Annotated in this window: 20 protein-coding genes and 1 pseudogene; 4 read left to right on the top strand and 17 right to left on the bottom strand. The window is 33.5% G+C overall.

The genetic code is table 11. The features are described from left to right. Window positions 1-31: 31 nt before the first annotated feature. Together QO182_RS01920 and QO182_RS01915 are read left to right on the top strand one after the other, a co-directional pair. On the top strand, window positions 32-436 hold the full coding sequence (locus QO182_RS01920; RefSeq protein ID WP_371538641.1) for a hypothetical protein: 405 nt from the start codon (window positions 32-34) through the stop codon (window positions 434-436). A 181-nt stretch (window positions 437-617) separates the two neighbouring features. Beyond that, window positions 618-1,190 (top strand): DUF4494 domain-containing protein, encoded by a 573-nt coding sequence (locus tag QO182_RS01915; protein WP_371559656.1) that lies wholly within the window; start codon window positions 618-620, stop codon window positions 1,188-1,190. Window positions 1,191-1,390: 200 nt separating this feature from the next. On the opposite strand, the gene QO182_RS01910 is transcribed toward QO182_RS01915, so the two are convergent. From QO182_RS01910 to QO182_RS01895, 4 genes are all read right to left on the bottom strand, one after another. Continuing rightward, the gene (locus QO182_RS01910; RefSeq protein ID WP_371559652.1) at window positions 1,391-2,287 is read right to left on the bottom strand and encodes a metalloprotease; all 897 of its coding nucleotides are present in this window, start codon (window positions 2,285-2,287) and stop codon (window positions 1,391-1,393) included. A gap of 1,021 nt (window positions 2,288-3,308) precedes the next feature. Next, the gene (locus tag QO182_RS01905; RefSeq protein WP_371538637.1) at window positions 3,309-3,542 is read right to left on the bottom strand and encodes a hypothetical protein; all 234 of its coding nucleotides are present in this window, start codon (window positions 3,540-3,542) and stop codon (window positions 3,309-3,311) included. Between the two features lie 226 nt (window positions 3,543-3,768). Further along, complete coding sequence (locus QO182_RS01900) at window positions 3,769-4,260, bottom strand: hypothetical protein (RefSeq protein WP_371538636.1); 492 nt, start codon at window positions 4,258-4,260, stop codon at window positions 3,769-3,771. Window positions 4,261-4,546: 286 nt separating this feature from the next. After that, window positions 4,547-4,981: a hypothetical protein gene (locus QO182_RS01895; protein ID WP_371538634.1), complete on the bottom strand. Its 435-nt coding sequence runs from the start codon at window positions 4,979-4,981 to the stop codon at window positions 4,547-4,549. A 793-nt stretch (window positions 4,982-5,774) separates the two neighbouring features. On the opposite strand from QO182_RS01895, the gene QO182_RS01890 reads away from it, so the two are divergent. Further along, complete coding sequence (locus QO182_RS01890; RefSeq protein ID WP_371538632.1) at window positions 5,775-6,650, top strand: EamA family transporter; 876 nt, start codon at window positions 5,775-5,777, stop codon at window positions 6,648-6,650. A 99-nt stretch (window positions 6,651-6,749) separates the two neighbouring features. Here QO182_RS01890 and QO182_RS01885 read toward each other — a convergent pair whose 3' ends face one another. The 4 genes from QO182_RS01885 to QO182_RS01870 form a co-directional block, all read right to left on the bottom strand. Continuing rightward, window positions 6,750-7,301, bottom strand: coding sequence for a peptide-methionine (S)-S-oxide reductase (locus QO182_RS01885; protein WP_371559650.1), 552 nt, complete (start codon window positions 7,299-7,301; stop codon window positions 6,750-6,752). 165 nt (window positions 7,302-7,466) lie between these two features. After that, window positions 7,467-8,540 (bottom strand): serine hydrolase domain-containing protein, encoded by a 1,074-nt coding sequence (locus QO182_RS01880; RefSeq protein ID WP_371559648.1) that lies wholly within the window; start codon window positions 8,538-8,540, stop codon window positions 7,467-7,469. 175 nt (window positions 8,541-8,715) lie between these two features. Continuing rightward, window positions 8,716-9,552 carry a carboxypeptidase-like regulatory domain-containing protein gene (locus QO182_RS01875; protein ID WP_371538629.1) on the bottom strand — a complete coding sequence of 279 codons (837 nt, stop codon included), beginning with the start codon at window positions 9,550-9,552 and terminating at the stop codon, window positions 8,716-8,718. A gap of 819 nt (window positions 9,553-10,371) precedes the next feature. Further along, on the bottom strand, window positions 10,372-10,824 hold the full coding sequence (locus QO182_RS01870; RefSeq protein WP_371559646.1) for a DUF1569 domain-containing protein: 453 nt from the start codon (window positions 10,822-10,824) through the stop codon (window positions 10,372-10,374). 211 nt (window positions 10,825-11,035) lie between these two features. Between QO182_RS01870 and QO182_RS01865 the strand changes: the two are divergent. Next, window positions 11,036-11,521: pseudogene (locus QO182_RS01865) on the top strand (transposase); the annotation flags it as partial. 453 nt (window positions 11,522-11,974) lie between these two features. Here QO182_RS01865 and trpA read toward each other — a convergent pair. The 9 genes from trpA to QO182_RS01820 all read right to left on the bottom strand — a co-directional run bounded on the left by trpA (window position 11,975) and on the right by QO182_RS01820 (window position 20,241). Next, window positions 11,975-12,736 carry a tryptophan synthase subunit alpha gene (trpA, locus tag QO182_RS01860; RefSeq protein ID WP_371559645.1) on the bottom strand — a complete coding sequence of 254 codons (762 nt, stop codon included), beginning with the start codon at window positions 12,734-12,736 and terminating at the stop codon, window positions 11,975-11,977. A gap of 53 nt (window positions 12,737-12,789) precedes the next feature. Further along, window positions 12,790-13,110, bottom strand: coding sequence for a gamma-glutamylcyclotransferase family protein (locus tag QO182_RS01855; protein ID WP_371538626.1), 321 nt, complete (start codon window positions 13,108-13,110; stop codon window positions 12,790-12,792). 207 nt (window positions 13,111-13,317) lie between these two features. After that, window positions 13,318-14,499, bottom strand: a complete 1,182-nt coding sequence (trpB, locus tag QO182_RS01850) for a tryptophan synthase subunit beta (RefSeq protein ID WP_371538624.1) — start codon at window positions 14,497-14,499, stop codon at window positions 13,318-13,320. Window positions 14,500-14,510: 11 nt separating this feature from the next. Further along, window positions 14,511-15,113: a phosphoribosylanthranilate isomerase gene (locus QO182_RS01845; RefSeq protein WP_371559747.1), complete on the bottom strand. Its 603-nt coding sequence runs from the start codon at window positions 15,111-15,113 to the stop codon at window positions 14,511-14,513. A gap of 200 nt (window positions 15,114-15,313) precedes the next feature. Beyond that, complete coding sequence (trpC, locus tag QO182_RS01840; RefSeq protein WP_371559643.1) at window positions 15,314-16,099, bottom strand: indole-3-glycerol phosphate synthase TrpC; 786 nt, start codon at window positions 16,097-16,099, stop codon at window positions 15,314-15,316. An 85-nt stretch (window positions 16,100-16,184) separates the two neighbouring features. Then, complete coding sequence (gene trpD, locus QO182_RS01835) at window positions 16,185-17,177, bottom strand: anthranilate phosphoribosyltransferase (RefSeq protein WP_371559641.1); 993 nt, start codon at window positions 17,175-17,177, stop codon at window positions 16,185-16,187. Window positions 17,178-17,289: 112 nt separating this feature from the next. Then, window positions 17,290-17,856 (bottom strand): aminodeoxychorismate/anthranilate synthase component II, encoded by a 567-nt coding sequence (locus QO182_RS01830; RefSeq protein WP_371538617.1) that lies wholly within the window; start codon window positions 17,854-17,856, stop codon window positions 17,290-17,292. An 85-nt stretch (window positions 17,857-17,941) separates the two neighbouring features. Further along, window positions 17,942-19,342 (bottom strand): anthranilate synthase component I family protein, encoded by a 1,401-nt coding sequence (locus tag QO182_RS01825; protein WP_371559639.1) that lies wholly within the window; start codon window positions 19,340-19,342, stop codon window positions 17,942-17,944. A 332-nt stretch (window positions 19,343-19,674) separates the two neighbouring features. Further along, window positions 19,675-20,241 carry a YceI family protein gene (locus tag QO182_RS01820; RefSeq protein ID WP_371538613.1) on the bottom strand — a complete coding sequence of 189 codons (567 nt, stop codon included), beginning with the start codon at window positions 20,239-20,241 and terminating at the stop codon, window positions 19,675-19,677. Between the last annotated feature and the right edge of the window lie 15 nt (window positions 20,242-20,256).

Here is a 20,256-nt window from a genome sequence, read left to right as displayed (position 1 = left end):
TAGCGGTAGTTATTAGTAATCAAAATTAATTATGGAAAAGACGATATTTAACAATACGACTTATTATTGGACTGTAATCACGATTTTTATTTTTCTATTAGCCAACAATTTATATGTAGCAATAGTTGGTTTTAATTTAATGGTTTTACTACCCTTACTGATTTTGTCTACTTTGCTTTTTTTAACTATGACCAAGAATAAATTTGCAAAAAATGGAATTAAAATTTGGGCGATGATTTTTTTAATTATCGCATCGGGATTACAATTTTTCGGTCAATTTCTTAAAGATATTGCTGATGGATTTGAAAACATCGATTTTGGGTACTACATTAAAACGGGTCTTTCTGTGTGTTTAGGCGTAGTCATTTATATCTATGCGAATAAAACAATTGATATTGTAAATATCGATATTGATGTAGAAGAAGCGGGTCACTAAACTTTAAACCTGTCCTTAAATAGCAATCTAAACTAAGGTTGTGATGGAGTATATGTCAATTAGCTAAAGCACTGACAATAATAGTTTTATATTCAGTATCTAAAATTGTGAATATCTATTTTATGAATACTCTATTTTTTTTCCTTTAAAATCTATCTTTGACATCCTAAAAAATAAAGAGATGAGCACAACTTGGTACGAATGCAAGGTAAAATATAGAAAAACTGATGAAACTGGAGGACAAAAGATTACGAATGAACCTTATTTAGTAGATGCTTTATCCTATACTGAAGCCGAAAGTAGAATTAATGAAGAAATGTCAGCTTATATCAGTGAAGAATTTAAAATCACCAATATAAAAGTGGCTAATTATGCAGAGATTCATCCTTTTGAAAATTGTGATCGCTGGTTTAAATCAAAAATTTCTTTATTGGCTTATGACGAAGAAAGTGGTAAAGAACGCAAAACTAATATGTATTTTTTAGTACAGGCAAACGATGTAAAAGAGGCTTTTGATAATACAATGGGAATCATGCAAAGCACCATGGGTGAATATAGTATTCCAGCTGTTTCAGAATCTCCTATTATGGATGTATTTCCATATTTCTCTGGAGAAGAAGAAGATTTAGAAAAAATAGAAAAGTTTAATGCACTTAAAGCGTCTAGACCTGAAGTTGCAACGGAAGCTGAAGATACCAGGGAATTTGCTGTTGAAGAAGGAAAGGTAGAAGAAGAAGAAGAAGAAGTTTCTTAAGAATCGTAATCTATATATTTTAAAAAAACGACAATTAAATAAAGCATTTAATTGTCGTTTTTTAGTTTATGAGAAGTAAAGATGTGCATTTCAGTGATTATACCATATAAAAAGAGAGAACGGCTACGTTCTCTCTTTTGTATTTTTACTTTAATAAAAGGACGTTTAAAATAGTTCTTTTTAAAGTTTATGAAATGAAATTAGTCTTGAAGTTTTGTAAATTCTTCTGCAGAAATTTCACCTGATTTAATTTTTTGTAATTCACTCATTTTAGACTTGATAAAAGCATCAATTTTTGGATTGATTCGTTCAGGAGTTGTCGTACGGTAAGATCCTGTTAATACGTTGTTGTAATAGTAAAAGAAATTATAATCAAAGTCGCTAGCCGATAATGCATAATCTCCTAAATACCATCCTAAACGTGCTGCAGAACGTCTTTGTGAAGGTGTACCGTGGTGTCCAGGACTTGTAGTGTTATTGTCTCCAATAGCATAAGCAAATTCAAATCCTGGTCCAGCTTGTTCCCATGTAGCGTTATAGCCTGTAGGTCTTTTCATGTAATAACCGGCAAAACCATCAGCTTCTAATTCATTAGGTCTTGCTGTCGCTTCTGGCTTTGATGGTAAATTATAAGTGTATTGCAATTGATGACCAAATTCATGAGCCAAAATCATTGCTGGCACAATTTGACCTTTGTTAAGCGCAGCGACATATATTGCTTCTCCAAAATAAATTTTCTTAGGATTAGAGTACGAAATCGCATTGTAAGTAGAGCTTGGATTAGAGTTGTCATGAACCATTTTAAGGGTTACAGCACTTTGACCAAAAACGCTTGCAATTTTATTGTTTTGCGCATAGATAAAGTTGGTTTGAGTGGTGTTAATCATCGTGGTGTTCAAGAAGGCTGTTGAACTCCAGTTACCATCTACGTAACTACATTGAGCATTAAAATCGGTGATTTGTAAATCAGTCGCTTCTAAAGCAGATGCTGATTCAGTGATTGTTGTCTCATCGTTGCTTGAACAAGCGGCTAATAGCGATAATGATGCTACGGTACAGAAAATAGTGTTGATTCTGTTGAATTTTGTTTTTTTCATTATGAATAATTTGGGGTTAATTAATGTTGTAAACATAGTGAAAAATACCATATTCTTAGGAAAATTGGCTTTTATTAGATAATAATATTAGTTATCGTTTAATAAAATGGTTATTATTTATTTTGTATATCTATTAAATCGATAGGTTTGATGCGGGCTCAGGCTGTTTTTTGTAAAAAAAATTGTAATAAAAAAAAATTAATAAAAAATGTTTTTTAAGCTTGTTTTTTACCTAAAAACGAAGAATCGAGCCATTTAAAAGTAATTATATACTTGTTAAAACTTATTATTTAGGTAGTTAATCTGTTTTTTATGCAGTTTACCTGAAAAAAATATCTAAAATGGCCTTTTTGTAGTCAAAAAAAAAGGATTAGTATTATTGAGGGAAGTAGCGGTATATGAAATAGGGTTTAGTTCTCTTTTTTTGGTGTATTGTAACGATGAAATCACTTCGTGCTAAACGAAATAATGCGCATGATTGTTACCGTCTTTTTTTTCGAAATAGAGCTTGTTGAAGAATTTACCAAATCGGGATTATTTCCTTCAGTTGGTTTTTGTAAAGTGGGAGTTCATTTTGGAATTGTATGCTGTTTTTATTTTTCACTATAAACACTCCGTTTTTTTGAGACTTTCCTTTTAAGAATGCTTTGATAAAAAATTAGGAGACTTTAGAGATGGAAATTTACAAAATCAAAAAATAAGCAAAGTCTGAAGACTTTTAGCAGCTTATAAGAGGAAAATATTTTTTAGAAGAACTCTTCGCGGAACTTGATTAGTTCTTCATGGCGCTTACGAACCGTTGTCAACGGTTCTCGGCTTTGAGATGGCTGGAAATTTGTAACCGCTGAACTTTAAACTTACCGAAAACCAGCGATTGCGTAAATGCGCTGTTAGTCTGCCGTACTTAGGATAATAATTCTTGCAATTTATTGAACCGTAATTTAGTCTTTGCACCAATAAAATTATAGTCAATAATTAAATAAATAGTTTGTTTATTGTAAAGAGTTAACTTTAAAGATTGCTAGAATAATCCAAAGTTTTTTGACAATGAAGCATTATAGTTTTCATCAAATCCTAAATACAACTGACCTAAATCGTCAAGTGGAATTTCTATTTCATCATTACCAATAATTTTAATTGAATTTTCAGTAAGAAAAATTTCTCCATAATGGCAATGAGAAGGTTTTACGCCAGAAAAGTGAAAAGCAAAATCATTAATATTGTTTCGATTTTGTATTTCAAAATCAAAACACAAAGTACATTTCCTGATAAAATTGTTTCCATTTAATTTATCAATTGCCCATCTCGGTTTTAGTATGGCGGCTACGTTTCTCGGCTTTGCAAGGTTGCGAGCTTCGTAACCGATTATTTTCTGTTAAAGCTAAAACTTCTTGCGAAACGCAAAACGTGAACTTACAACAAAATTCACAATTGCGTGAAAAGGCTGTTAGGCGTTCGGTTTGTTTTCGTTTAATTAATTTCTACTTATAATATTCATCCTGTATTTTTCTAAACTCTTTTTTTGAAAATCTATATTTCGAATTTGAATATGGACTTAATTCATTAATCATAAAATCTCTGACAGGTTCACTTCTAAGCAAGTCGTAATAATGTCCTTTAACTAAATCATTGTCATTTTTGTGTCGAGTAAGTATGTTTCTAATATTTCTATATTCTCTTTCGACTAAAGTTTTAAAAGCGATACAGCGTAACAAAGGAACTTCACATTCTGTAATTTCTAATAATTCGTTTTCAGTTAGATTGTTGCGGAAAATTTCATATTCTTTGTTTTGTTTTCCACTTCGATTAATTTCAATATTGGTAAGCCTAAAATTCCAAATTATTTTTTTAACTCTTTCATTTTTTGTTATTTCTTTTAAAAGTATAGTTGGCTGAAAAATTTTATCTTTTTCTTCTTTTTCCGCACAGTTAAAAAGTAAAAAAAACACTAAAATTAATATTATTCTTTTCATTATTAATTATTTATGTTGAAATGAAAAAAAGTGTTTTTCTCGATTCTGGTAAAGTGACGCCTAACGTTATGCCACTTTGAGATGGCAGGAAGTTCGTAACCGCTCAATTTTCGGCTTAACAAAAACTTGATGCGAAACGGTAATTCCACTAAATTCGAGCTAGCTCAAATGGCGGTTAGCAATATGTTTTGACCCCTATAAAACAAGAGAGTTGTTCTAAATTTCGATTATTAATTATGCGGTTAATTTTTTCATTAAAATTGGATGTTCATCCTTATTCCATTTTTCAATTTGTAGAGAATTCACTGCTTTCAATTCCGCTATTTTGTCTAATTATTTTCAGAAGTTTTTCCAAATCACTAATTTCGATATTATTTATTTCAAATATTTTGTTGCGTCCTGATTTCTGAATTATTATTAAATTATTTTTGTCTAATTCTAATTTTTGGACATCAGTAAATTTAATCGATTCCGCAATTATTCTGTTTATTTTTAGATTCATCCCGATTTTATTCCATTCGACATAATTTTTATACCAAAACATTTTACTGTAGTATATAGCTTGGGAAAGAAAACCAATTGAAGCTAAAATTTTATTAGTTTTTTTATATTCAAAGTCAATAATTTCAAAACTACCGATAATGATAAAAACCAATGAAATTAACATTAAAATTGATGTCCAGTTTTTAAATGGTAATTGATTGAAGTGTATTTTTTTCATTTTTTTTTAGTTAATATTATTGCTAACTCTTATATAGGTCTGATAAAATCAGACCTATTACCCCAATTTAGGGCGGATAGGTCTGACTAGAGTCAGACTTTATCCAATGTCAAATATATACTATTTATCTTATAAATAGTCAAAAATCTTTATATTGCCGAGCACTTCGTTCCGCGTGAAGGATGGCAGTGGAAATCCTTTTACCAAGCGAAGCAAAATAAAAGATTGCAACGGACAGCTTGACCTGCAGCGGCAAAGAGGAATGATGAAGCAGGCTGCAGGGGAGTTCTCTAAAGTGCTGCGCAAAGTCTCCTGACTTTGCGTAATTTTTGTAATTTGATTTAAGTGGAAACGATATAAAGTCTCCTGACTTTTAGAGGTTTTATATTGGAATGGTTTTGTAAAGTAAAAGCAACAATACATAGTTTTAAAGTCTGAAGACTTAATTGTGATTGTATCTTAGAAGTTGATTTTTAAAAGAGCTAAAAGTCAGGAGACTTAGCGCAGCTAGGTGTAGTACTACAATTAGTTATTTGGTCAAAATGTGACTTATTAACCATAGAGCAATGTACTTATTAGTACCTTCAAAAAAAACTTTATTTGTTGTAGTCATTTGAAACTTTGTCATTTTTTTTATTTGTTCTATCATCACATTCAATAGAGACTCTTTTTTTAGCGCTTTGTTAATTGTAGCTAAAGTATTAATTAAAGTTCATTGTCTTTATTTAGATAATTTTATACATTCGTTTTTTTAAGTAAAGAATTTTTGTCTTAAGTGATGTATGATTAATTTATGAGGTATTTATTTGGCGTTACTATTATCTGGGCTTTTTCGTTTAGCTTAATTGGTGTATATCTTTCTGGGTATGTTGATGCATGGTTTTTAGTATTGATGCGTATAGGTATCGCTACAATGATATTTTTGCCTTTTTTAAGGCTGAAGGGAATTAAAGCAGAAACAATTTTCAGACTTATCGCAGTTGGTTCGGTTCAATTAGGTTTGATGTATTGTTTTTACTTTCAGTCGTTTAGATTTCTTACTGTGCCTGAAGTGTTACTTTTTAGTGTATTGACACCAATTTACATTACTTTATTAAATGACATTTTAAGTAAGCGATTTCATAAAAGACATCTACTTACTGCTTTAATAGCTGTTTTAGGAGCTGCTTATATTCAATACTCAAGCATTAGTGAAAATGTGTTTTTAGGTTTTTTGATCACGCAAGGTGCTAACCTTTGCTTTGCTGTTGGTCAAGTTGCTTACAAGTATTTATTAAAATCTACACCTGAATTAGAAAGTACACCTAAGCATACTATTTTTGGATTGTTCTTTATTGGTGCGTTTTTAGTAGCACTAATTGCTTTTTCCATTCTTGGCTCAACAGAAAAGATGCCAACTACATCAGTGCAGTGGGGAATAATAATATACCTAGGTGCTGTGGCTTCAGGTGCAGGTTATTTTTTTTGGAACAAAGGTGTTACTAAGGTAAATACAGGCTCATTAGCGATTATGAATAATGCATTAATTCCAGTAGGATTAATTGTCAACCTTGTTATATGGAATAAAGAGGCAGATATTAAGAAGATTTTAATTGGTGGTAGTCTTATTTTCGCTTCTCTTGCGCTTAATGAATACGTAAATAAAAGAAATACATATAAGAATAGCTAAGTTCTTGTTAATTAAGAATAGAATGACTGCTAAAGATTGGCTTTTCTATTCTTAGTTTAAATTACAGTCTTGACGAAATTCTAGCCACCTATCTAAATATTAGTTGCTATTTTTTTTATACTTATACAGTAAGTCTAAAGGAATGTGGCAATAAGAGTAGTCATTTGGGTGTAAGGTTAATCTATCTTGATGTTCTGCGTCACTTGGGATAAAATTTGTTAAAGGAAGCACTTCAATAGCTATCTCTTTTATTGTTTTATTTTTATGATTTAGTGTCTGTTCTACTTTCTTAATGCAATTTTTTGCCTTTAGCAAGTGATTTTGATTATCGCAGTAGACACCTGTGCGATATTTTTCTCCTATATCGTTTCCTTGTTGGTTGATACTATAAGGGTCAATGATTTCTAAAAAGTAATGAATTAAATCTTCAATTGAAACAACCTTAGAGTCAAAGGTTGTTTTAACACATTCTGCATAACCATCATAGGCTGTTTTAGTGGATTTCGTAAAGCCATTAGCTCTGCCGGCTTGGGTCTCAAGTACGCCAGGTAGGTGTTTTAAGAACTCTTGTACGCCCCAAAGGCAGCCTCCTGCAATATATATCGTTTCCATTGATACTATTTGTTCAATTAATTGTTCTTTTTTTGTCATTTTTAATTCTGAGTAACGTTTTTTTTAATGTTATGAAAATCAGTTTTTTGTTTATTGGTTTTCAAATTATTCAAATTTTTCCAAAAAAAAAGTTACCTTAAAGTAATCATTTTTTTTGGAGAAGAGAGGAATTACGGCTAACGTCAGTCTGTGAAAAAACCGCCGTTATTTTTTCTCCGCTAAATATAAATTCGCAATTTCTTCTATAAAATTTTCAGGACGAGAACCCACTAAATTTGTCAAAATCACAACTGAAATATTATCTTTTGGATAAATGTATAAAGCATTTCTACTACCACCGAGCGAAGCAATTACAGGAATTTTTTCGCTTGAAGAGGAATAAAAACCAATCGAACTCTGATTCAGAAAACCGTTTTCTTGATATATTTCTCCATTATCCAATCGGATTGGAGTCCAAAGCGTATTTAGATTTTCGGCATTAATTAATTGATTACTTTGTAATGCGATTACCCATTGTGCCATTTCAGTTGCCGTTGAATAGATTCCACCGGCTGGATACAAATTTGAAGGTATCGGTTGATACACATTGGTTAGAATATTATTTCTAAAATAAGAATAGGGCTTTGCGGAGTGCTTAATTATGTTGTAAAAATCGCCTATCCCAGCTTTGATGGAATTCTTCATTCCCGCTTTTTTATACTGGTTTTCAGTAATGAATTTTTCAAATGACTGTCCACTTATTTTTTCAATAAGCATTCCAAGCAGCAGGTAATTCGCTTGACTGTCTCTAAATTCTTTACCAGGTTTAAAAATAAGAGGCAATTCTTTTATTTTTTGTAATAAAGTTTCACTATTTTCAGATAACAAATTTCCTTGTGAGTCCCAAATTTCAGGAAGCCCCGATTTATGAGTCACTATTTGTTTTACTGTAATATTTTGCCAAGTTTTAGGGAGCTTATCCAAATATTTTGAAATAGGTTCGTCAAGATTTAATTTACCATTTTCTACTAATTGCATAATAGCTACTCCTGTAAATGATTTAGTAATAGAATTAATGCTAAAAATAGTTTGGCTATCAACTGCAATCGAATCTTCAACTGATGCTAGTCCGTAATGACTTGTTTTAACAATCACATTATCTTTAATTACTGCTAATTGCAAACCAACAATTCTATTTTTTTGCATTATGTTTTTTATTACATCATCAACTTTGTCGACTTGTGAATAAGTAAAATTACTTAATGCAAAAAAGGTAAGTAAAAACGTTATTTTTTTCATGTTTTTTTATTTGTTAAATTCTTGACTCTGTGGTGCAATTACTGCCAACGTTATGCCACTTTGAGATGGCTGGAAATTCGTAACCTTTCATTTTTTGGCTTAACGAAAACTTGATGCGGAACGGTAATTCCACTAAATCACATACTATATCAAAACGGCGGTTATCTGTCGTTTTTTATTTCTCTATCATTACATCAACATTTATTGATGGTTCTCCTCCTGAATATTTTTTCCATTCTCCAAAATAATTTCTGTAATAAGTATCTTTTGAAAATGCAAAAATATTTCCACCAAAAGAAAGTTTTCCTTTAAAGTCTTCTGCAATTCTTACTAAGATAAAAAAATCTTTATCTGTCCAAATATTTTTATCAGATATATCTATAGACAATTTCTTGTTTTTTAAGTCATCTTCGGTAACCGTCAATTTTAAAGTTTCATTAACTAAAGATTGAGAATCATCAGGGAAACCATTTTTTTCATTTTGTATGTCAAAAATAAATGTTGCAGTTTTTTTAAATTTGAAATCAACAATATTAATATTTATGTTCTTTATCTTGAGTTTCTTTTTGTTTTTAATTTTTATGGCGTGTTCTATAAAAATATCGTCTGGGTCATTTGAATCAATTCCGAAATATGCTTTTTTGGTATTTGAAGTTCCTAAATTCTTATAGACATGTTTTTTGGGATTGATTATTACTGTTTCAAGATTAATAATTTTTTTCTTTAAATAATAAGTATGATTTTGAGATTTGATAAATTCAGCAATTGAAACTTTAAAAGGTTCATATTCATTAGCTATTACTTTGAAAGTTTCGGTTTTATCAATGTTAGTTAAGTCAATAGTGTAATGTCCATTACTGTCTGTTACACCGCCAATTTCTTTGTTTTCAACTCCGATTCTTGCTTCAGAAATGGGATTGTTATTTTCATCCAAAATTTTTCCTGAAAGTTTTTGAGCGTGAAAACTAATTGTAATTAAAATAAATAGTAATGTAAATTTAATTTTTTTCATTTATAACGATTTTTTTTAAAATGACAGATAACGTTTTAGTTTAGCCCCTTTGAGATGGCCGGAAATTCGTAACCTTTCAATTTTCGGCTTAACGAAAACTTGATGCGAAACGGTAATTCCACTAAATTCCAGCTATATCAAAATGGCTGTGTGTGCCTTGCATGCACTTCCAATTCCTTCAAAAGTAGGAATTTTATCTATAGGGTGCAAGTCCCTATTCGGCAAGTTGTTGTATTATATTGAGCCGATTAGCACTTGACAAGCTGGTTTGGAGTGATCGATGCAGTGAAGATTATAGCGAAGCAGTACCTTCCTTAATTTTTGTCTGTACCGAGGAACACAAAGCGCATAAGAGGCTAGCTGAATTGGGTAAGCATGCACAGCAATGCAAAGCCTAAAGACAACAGGTTTAGTTAGTAGATGCGTCGGGGATAGACTGAAAGAGGAAGTGCTTACCGAGGGAGGTCTTCACAACCACGAGTTGGTTAAGTGAAGAAGTCAGCAGAAGTCATAGTACCGGGGGTAACGAGTTGCGAATAGATACCGCATAGGGCTCACAAACAAGGAAGGACTGAACGTTATTCTCTGTAAAATCATAATAAGAAAGATATTCTTAGTTTATTTATAAAGTCGCAGATAGCCTAATTGGTGTAAATAGCAATTAGTTTATGAATAACGAACCGCCGTATACGAGACCCGTACGTACGGTGGTGTGAGAGGCTCACTCCGTCAGTTACTGGCGGAGCCGTCTACTCGATTGTGCGTTCGGTTTTATTTTCCATTTATATTTGGTCAATTATGTTTTAATTCCATTTTTTTTTAAACTCCAAATTGTCGTAAGTGATGGTCAAAATGTTTCCATTGTACAATTGCCCATTCTTCTGGAGTTAAGTGACCAAAAAATGAATGAGGTTTGGACGTACATTTTGATATTCCACCTTTTTGAAATTGATTAAGTAATTCAACGCATCTTAACTTTTCAATTTCAAAATCTCGTAAATCTGTAAATATATACGTTTTATGTGTTCTTGAGTTTTTAGAAAATTGTTTTTCACGGATATATCTCGCTTTAAAAAATTTTCCAATTATTGTTCCAATAAATAGTCTTTTAGGAGAATTAACACCTAATGATGTTTCAAGAAATGCATTTAAATGAGATAACATTTGTTCAACATTCATTATTCCCCAAAGGCTTTCAGAACTTGAAGATAATTTTTCAATTCTTGATAAAATTTCTATAACATCGGATTTATTATGTAAATTATTTCTCATTTATTGATTAGGTTTCTATCAGTTTCAAACTGACGCACAACGTCAGTCTGTGAAAAAACCGCCGTTATGTTCTTTCAAATATAATGTATATTTTGAATATTAAAGCAAGAAAAGTTGTATATTTAATGATGCAACACGTCACAGGAATTCCTCGCAATCAGCTATTTTTTTCTAGTTTAGAAGACACTATTTTACCGTAAAACACCTTTGTACCTCTAGACCAGCAGGAAGAGAAATCGATCGGAGCGAGTACGCGCAAGGCGTTGAAGAAAATAACAAACGCTATCAGGAAAACCCACAGTTATACCGAACACGACAAGAGATAAACGAACATATATTCGGTACTATAAAAAGACAATGGGGTTATAATCACACTAATTTAACGGGACTCGAAAAAGTAAATGGGGAACACAGTTTAATTATTCTGGTATACAACATAAAATGCTCGGTCAATATACTGGGCGTGGCTGATTTAATTGCCAAACTCAAAAAATGGAACTCACCCTGCAAAGCAACAGCTTGTTTTGTCTGTATAACGAACTATTTTAGGCTTAACGAAATCATGATGCGAAACGGTAATTCCACTAAATTCCAGCTAGGTCAAAATGGCGGTTGTGCGTTCGTACTTTTTCACAGTTTGGATTTAAACTTAATTTTATTTAGCAGTTTTAAAATTGCTGAAAATTATTTCCAATAATAACATTGCAATTCCAATTCCAAAAAATAAACCTTTTGTCAAATCAGGTAATTCTACAAAATGAGATAAGATTTGTGAAACTGCAATTTCGAACATTCCAATTGACATTAGAATTAGTGATTTTCTTTTTTTTATTTTCTTCTTTTAAGAATTAATATTTAAAGGTTAATAATTAGTATCAAAATTTTATTACTTGGTACAAGTAGTTGTTGTATTCTCCCGAGTCTTGCAGTATGACGCACAACTAGTATATACTAGCCATAAAATAACTACAATCCACCCAATTTAGGTTGGCTTTGTGCCATAATAGTAGCTGTTATTTATTTTACTAATATATAAATAAAATAGTATAAATTATCAAATAGACTTTTTATTACGTTTGATAAAAAAGTCATAAAAAAACGGCGTCTAAATTACTTAAACACCGCTTGTTTTATATAGAAAGGATATTCCTTATCGAATCGCTTTTACAAATTCTTCGATTTTTCCAGTTCTATTTTCGGTTAGGTACTGGATAAAAGCACTGCCTATAATAGCGCCTTTGGCAAATTGTGTGGCTTGATTAAAAGTTTCTTTGTTATTGATTCCAAAACCAATGACTTGTGGGTTTTTTAGGTTCATGTCGGCAATACGTTTGAAATAAGCTTCTTGTGTACTTCCAAATCCAGATTGTGATCCCGTTACACTGGCTGAACTGACCATATAAATAAACCCATCAGACACGCTGTCGATAAAAGCAATGCGCTCATCAGAAGTTTGCGGTGTAATTAGGAGTACGTTAATTAGTCCGTATTTCTCAAAAGTATCTTTGTACTCATCGGCATAGACATCAACTGGAAGGTCAGGAATGATTAGGCCATCAATACCGATTTCAGCACATTTCTTACAGAAATTTTCCACGCCGTATTGTAACATTGGGTTGAAATATCCCATGATTATTAAAGGAATAGCAACTGATTTCCGAATGTCTTTTAGTTGGTCAAACAACATTTGAGTATTCATTCCGTTATGCAACGCCTGAGTGGAACTGGCTTGTATTGTAGGTCCATCGGCTAAGGGATCAGAAAACGGCAATCCGATTTCGATCATATCTACGCCATTTTTTTCCAAATCCTGAATGATTTGTACGGTATCATCTAAGTTAGGATATCCAGCAGAAAAGTAGATAGAGAGTATCTTTTTGTCTGCCTGTAATTTTTGATTTATTCTGTTCATTTTTATTGTTTTATCAGATTGTGAATCTGTTTTGCAGCCTATTTTTGATTGTTTTATACTTTGGCGCTATAAGCCCATACCATTTGTTTGGATTGCAATGGGACTTGGATTCGGGTATAAGAGTTTCCTTCGTAAGTGTCAGAAAGCGATAGTTCTTCCAGTGTTAGTTCGTACACTATTCCATGAATAGCATCTTCATTATCTTCGGAAGGAACAATAATTGGGTAGGTTTCTATTCCGAATTCTTCTTCAATTTCAATTTGTTTTACCGCATATCCCGATAGTTTTTCTGGAACCCCTTTTAGAATTCTTCCAAAAACAGTTTTTTGTACTTCTTCTTCTCGTAATGAACCGTAGGCAAATAAATTTTCCATTTTTTTCTATTTATAATTTATTTTTAAATCTGATCTTCTTAAGTGGATTGCGTTAGGGATGGCAGCGGCATCTCCCGATTTAGAAAAACAAGGCAATTGCCGTCGTTTTTGTTAATCGGGAATATAGCGAACAGCCCGCCCGCTTGCCCTGAAACTTTTTTCAGGGTACGCGGGAACGCCCTGAAAATGATTCAGGAGCAACCCATTTTACAATTTAAAGTAGTCAATATACGTATTTAAATCTTTGTCGCCACGTCCAGACAAATTAATCACCACAATATCCTCTGGTTTGAATTTCATTTCGTCCAGAACGGCAAAGGCATGAGCGCTTTCAATTGCCGGAATAAGTCCTTCCATTTTAGAAAGTTTTAATCCCCATTGCATTGCTTGTTCGTCAGTAATCGAGATAAACTGTGCTCTTCCCGTTGCATAAAGATTAGCGTGCATAGGGCCAACGCCTGGGTAATCCAATCCTGCCGAAATGGAATACGGTTCGGTAATTTGGCCATCTGTAGATTGCATCAATAAGGTCTTGCTACCGTGAATCACACCTACTTTTCCTAATACGGAGGTAGCTGCACTTTCTCCAGAATCTACTCCTAGACCTGCCGCTTCGACAGCGATGATCTTTACGTCTTCATCATCCAGAAAATGGTAATAGGTACCGGCAGCATTGCTTCCGCCACCAACGCAGGCAATGACATAATCAGGTTTTTCTGTTCCTTCTTTTTCCAGTAATTGTGTTTTTATTTCTTGAGAGATGACACTTTGAAAACGAGCCACCATATCCGGATAGGGATGTGGTCCTACCACAGAACCAATGATGTAATAGGTGTCTACTGGATTGTTGATCCAGTCGCGAATAGCTTCGTTTGTCGCGTCTTTTAAGGTTTTTGATCCTGAAAGTGCCGGACGCACTTCGGCACCTAGCATTTTCATACGCGCTACATTTGGCGCCTGACGCGCGATGTCAATTTCGCCCATATAGACGATGCACTGCAATCCCATTAAAGCACAGACAGTTGCTGTCGCAACACCATGTTGACCTGCACCAGTTTCGGCAATAATACGTGTTTTACCCAAACGTTTGGCAAGTAAAATTTGGCCAATTGTATTGTTGATTTTATGTGCTCCAGTGTGACATAAATCTTCTCTTTTAAGGTATACTTTTGTATTGTATTCTTCAGATAAGCGTTCTGCAAAATATAGAGGAGTAGGACGTCCTACATAATCTTTTAAAAGTGCATCAAACTCTGCTTGAAAGCTTGGTTCTGCAGTGATTTTTAAATATTGTTGGCGTAATTCTTCAACATTTGGATATAACATTTCAGGAATGTAGGCTCCTCCAAATTCGCCGTAATAGCCTTTTTCGTTTACGTGGTATGACATTATTTTTTTGTTTAAGGTTTAAAGTTTCGTTGAAGCTCTGTCACTAATTTTATGTTTTTTAATCCTGGCGCTGTTTCAAATTTACTGTTTACATCAATAGCATAAACGGGTAAATTCATTTTTAATATTTGTTTAACGGCCTCCAATTCTTCCACTCCTATGCCTCCACTAAGAAAAAAGGGTTTTGTCGAAGTGTAATTTTCCAATACTTTCCAATCGAAAGTCGTTCCGTTTCCTCCGGGTAATTTTCCTTTAGTATCAAAAAGGAAATAATCGCAAAGGGATTCAAACGGTTCTAAAGTGCTAAAGTCAAATTCATCTTGTATAGAAAACACCTTGATGATTTGGATGTCTTTTGGCAGTTGGTTGCGCAATGTTTCACAAAAACTAGCTGATTCTTTTCCGTGCAACTGAACGGCCTGTAAATCGTGTTTTGCGACTTTTTCGTTAATAATGGCCGCTGTTTCATTGACAAAAACACCGACTTTTTTGATGGACTTTGGTAACTCTGGAATAACGCCGTCAAAATACCTGGCCGATTTTTCCCAAAAAATAAAACCCATGTAATCAGGCAGCATTGCAGCTACTTCGAGAATATTATCGGGATATTTCATTCCGCAGATTTTTATCCCCACCCCAGCCCTCACCGGAGGAGAGGGAGGCGTTGTGTTATCTTTATTTGGGTTTTTCATTGTGTTGTATTTAACTTCTGAGTTCACTAAGCTTTGCTTAATTTTATTCTCTACTCTCTACTCTCTACTCTTTGCTCTTTCTTCTTACATCTTTCTCACAAAAGGAACGTTCCCCTTCCGAGTTAGGGGGTTAGTTTCCTAATAAATTCGGTTGCTGCTTTTCCGGCATTTTGCGTTTTCATGAAGTTTTCGCCTATTAGAAAACCTTTGTAACCAAAAGGTTTTAATTCTGTTATCGCTTCAATAGATGAAATACCACTTTCCGATATTTTTACAAATTCGTCCGGTATTTGTGCCGCTAATTGTTTGCTGAAATCCAAGCTTACTTCAAAAGTTTTTAAGTTTCGATTGTTGACTCCAATCATGTCCAAAGTAGGCATAATTGATTTCTCCAATTCTTCCTGATTGTGTACTTCTAATAATACTTCTAGTCCCAAACTCTTTGCAAATTCTGATAAAGATTTTATCTCTTCTCTGGTTAGTACCGCCGCTATTAGCAAAATTAAATCGGCTCCGTAGGCTTTGGCTTCTAGGATTTGGTATTCGTCTACAATAAATTCTTTTCGCAACAATGGAATCGCTACCGAGGCTCTCGCTAAAAGTAAATCATCTAAAGAACCACCAAAATATTTCCCGTCCGTTAATACCGAAATTCCACATGCACCCGCATTTTCATATCCTTTTACCACTTCTTCCACCGTGAAACTATAATTTATCTCCGCTTTTGAAGGAGAACGTCGTTTGTGTTCGGCAATAATTCCAGAAGTACTATTTTGTAAATTATCACTTAATGAAATAGTCTTTTTCGAAAAAAAAACGGAGGCTTCTAATTGAGAAACTGGAATGATTGATTTTTTGAGAATGACTTCTCTTCTTTTATCAACTATTATTTTATCTAAAATGTTCATTTTTAATTTATTTAAAGTTTTCTTTGTTTAAGGTTTAAAGTTGCTGAACGTTCCACCAACTTTAACCATTAAACTTTAAACTAATTTATTTACTCAATTCCTGTAAAGTCGTTAATGCTTTCAATCCTTTTCCAGATAGTAAGCTTTCCTTTGCTAATTGAAACCCCTCTAGCGGCGTACATTTTGTTACTGTTGCAATTGCCAGTCCAGCATTGGCACAAACCACATTGTTTTGGGCTTCCTTACCATTTCCAGAAATAATGTCCGTAAACATTTGTGCTGATTCTTCAATTGTTTTTCCGCCTTCGATTTCACTTTGTGCTAAGAGACTAACACCAAAATCCTCTGGGTTTAGGATTCCTTCCATCGAACTAGTGATAATCTTTGTGGGGCCGGTCAGTGAAACTTCATCATAGCCATCCAATGAATGTAGAATGGTTACATTCACATCGGTATTTTGATATAGGTAAGAATATATTCGAGCTAGTTCCAAATTAAAAACCCCTACTAATTGATTCTTTGGAAAAGAGGGGTTTACCATCGGTCCGAGCATATTAAAAAAGGTTTTCACTGCCAGTTCTTTTCGGATTGGACCAACGTTTTTCATGGCAGGGTGAAATAGAGGGGCGTGTAAAACACAAATCCCTGCTTTGTCAATACTTCGTTCTAAGAAATCGGCATCATTACTGAACTTGATGCCAAGTTTCTCCATCACATTACTGGAACCAGAAATAGACGAAACTCCGTAATTACCATGTTTAGCAACTTTTACTCCTGCTCCAGCAGCTATAAAAGAGGCAAGGGTCGAAATGTTAAAAGTATCTTTTCCATCACCACCTGTTCCACATAAATCGATTGTGTTATAATCTGATAGATCAACGCGGATACACAAATCTAATAAGGCTTCCCTAAAACCTGAAAGTTCCTCGATACTAATGCTACGCATCATAAATACCGTAAGAAATGCGGAGATTTGACTTGGATTATAACTTCCGTTGGAAATATTAACCAAAACCTCTTTTGCTTCCACTGCGGTAAGCGTTTCATGATTGATCAATCTGTTTAATATATTTTTCATTTTGATTTTATTGTTTAAAGTTTGAGGTTTAAAGTTTTATTGCTTGACCTCAAAACTGTAATCTAAGTATCTGTTTTGGCTCCTCTTCCTTCGGAGGGGTCGGGGGGAGGATTTAACTATTTACCCAGTTTTCTAATATTTTTTTTCCGTTTGGCGTCAACACGCTTTCTGGGTGAAATTGTACCCCACGGATATCAAAGGTTTTGTGACGCAACGACATTACCTGACCATTTTCATCAAAGGAAGTCGCTTCAAGCATTTCTGGTAAAGTCGCATCGACAACCCAAGAGTGGTAGCGTCCCACTTCAAACTCACTTCCGAGCCCTTCGAATAAAAGTTCATCATTAACTGATGTTTTTACTATTGTGGCAACTCCGTGATACACTTTATCTAAATTTGATAATGTCCCTCCAAAGACTTCGCCTATTGCTTGCTGTCCAAGGCAAACGCCAAGAATACTTTTGGTAGGTCCGTATTTGCGAATTACATCTTTTAATAATCCCGCTTCATCAGGAACTCCAGGACCAGGAGAAAGCAATATTTTATCAAATGCTGCAATCTCATCGATATCAAATTCATCGTTTCTGTAAACTGTCACTTCACATTCTAAATCTTCCAAATAATGGACTAGATTGTAAGTAAAACTATCGTAATTATCTATAACTAATACTTTTTTCATTTTGTCTTTTTGTTTAAAGTTTAAAGTTTAAAGTTTCAGCTTCTGCCAACTGATACTAAATCACTATAAACGGACCACTTATTTTTTATATTGTTTCGGCTAAATCCAGCGCTTTATTTAGTGCAAGGAGTTTATTGTATACTTCTTGCATTTCGCTTTCTTCGTCTGAACTGGCTACAATTCCAGCTCCTGCTTGAGAGTGTAGTTGGTGATTTTTGCTCAGGAAAGTTCGAATCATAATAGCATGGTTAAAGTTTCCTTCAAAATCCATAAAGCCTATAGCACCACCATAAAAATTACGATTTGTTTTTTCATATTCTTCGATGAGTTGCATTGCTCTATGTTTAGGAGCTCCGCTTAATGTTCCAGCTGGAAAAGTATCGGCGACCACTTGCATAGTAGTGGCTTTTTCATGTAAATGGCCAATTACTTTGGAAACCAAATGGATCACATGCGAGAAAAACTGTACTTCTCTGTATTTTTCAACTTTTACATCATGACCATTTCTACTTAAATCATTTCGAGCTAAATCGACTAACATTACGTGCTCGCTGTTTTCTTTTTTGTCTTCGGATAGTTGTTTGGCCAGTATCGCGTCTTTTTCATCATCACCTGTGCGCTTGAAGGTTCCAGCGATAGGGTGGATTTCAGCTTTACGGTCTTTGACAATAATTTGCGCTTCGGGCGAAGAACCAAATATTTTGAAATCCCCGTAATCAAAAAAGAATAAATAGGGGGAAGGGTTAATGCTTCGCAACGCTCTGTATACATTGAACTCGTCTCCTTTGAAACCTTGAGTAAATCTTCTGGACAGAACCAATTGAAACACATCTCCACGGAAACAATGCTTTTTGGCCAAAGCCACATTATGTTTGAATTCTTCGTCAGTCAAATTTGAAAAACCTTCACCTTCTTTTGAAAATTTATAGGAAGCAATATTTCTGGATTGCAATAATTGCTCGATTTCAGAAATGTTGTTTTTTCCGTCTAAACTATGGCAAAAGATATAGGCTTGATTTTTAAAATGATTGATGGCTATAATATTTTGGTATACCGCATAATACACATCTGGTATCGAAATACTATTGTCTTTTTTAGCGATGTTTACTTTTTCAAAATAACGAACGGCATCATAGGAAATGTATCCAAACAAACCATTATTGATAAATTTAAAGTCGTTTTTCTCTGATTTAAACTGTCCTGAAAACTCTTGGATTACTTCAGGAATATTCGTGTTGGCATCGATAGCTATTTTTTCTTCAGTACCGTCAGGGAAGGTTTTATAAATCGTTTCATTTTCTATTTTTATAGAAGCAATCGGATTGCAACAAATGTAAGAGAAACTGTTGTCACTACCATGGTAATCACTGCTCTCTAGAAGGAGGCTATTTGGGAATTTGTCGCGAATTTTGAAATACACACTAACAGGAGTTATGGTATCAGCGAGTATTTGTTTGTATTTTGTGTTGAGTATAAAAGGTTTCAATTTTTTTTAAATTTTAAGGTTTAAAGTTTTGAGTGATGTTGAAAATAAATAAGCATAAAAAAAAGGCTTGTCGTGATGACAAGCCTTTTATATTTATAGTTGATAATACCATAGGAGCTTAGTTCACGACGTTTGACGTAAATTGTTCCACCACCAAGTATTGTTCATTGTTGTTTTCATATGACAAAGATATAAATGTAATTTGGTTTTTCAATCGGAAAGGAATAAAAAAAAACTAAATTTTTCGTCTTTTTTGTTAGATTATTTTTCAGCAAGTAATAAAAAACCCCAGCAAATACGTGCAGGGGTTGATGTATTTATTTTGAAAAATATTAGAATTTTAGGGCTACTGCCAATTCAAAATCATCAGAAATTGCTTTGTCTCCTAAATTGTCAAAGAAACTTCCTGAACCATATTTAATGTCATATTTAGTTCTGTCAACTTTGAAAGCTGTTGTAGCAGTATTTCCATTTACAGTAATATCAAACGTTACTGGATTTGTACTCTCTTTTATAGTCAAGTCTGCCGTTACAGTATATACGGTTTTAGATTTAGCTGCGATAGTTTTGAAAACTAAAGTCGAAGTTGGGAATTTTTCAGTTCCGAAGAAATCTGCTGATTTCAAGTGACCGTTTAATTTTCCTTGGTACTCACCAGAAAGATCTGTTGAAGTTAATGAAGTCATATCAACCATAAAAGTTCCGCCAGCTAATTTGTCTCCTTTGAAGATTAAAGTCCCACTTTTTAGGTTTACAGTACCATTATGTTGTCCTGTTACTTTTTTTCCTACCCAGCTGATTGTGCTTGTTGAAGCATCAATTTTTTTTGTTTGTGCTGCTACTGATAGAGTAGAGAATACTACAGTTAATGCTAATGCAATTGCTTTTAAATTTTTCATGAGTTTAATTTGTTT

It is taken from the genome of Flavobacterium sp. Arc2 (genome assembly GCF_041431385.1).
In the GTDB taxonomy this organism is placed as follows: domain Bacteria; phylum Bacteroidota; class Bacteroidia; order Flavobacteriales; family Flavobacteriaceae; genus Flavobacterium.
This window is presented reverse-complemented; position numbering and strand designations above follow the sequence as displayed.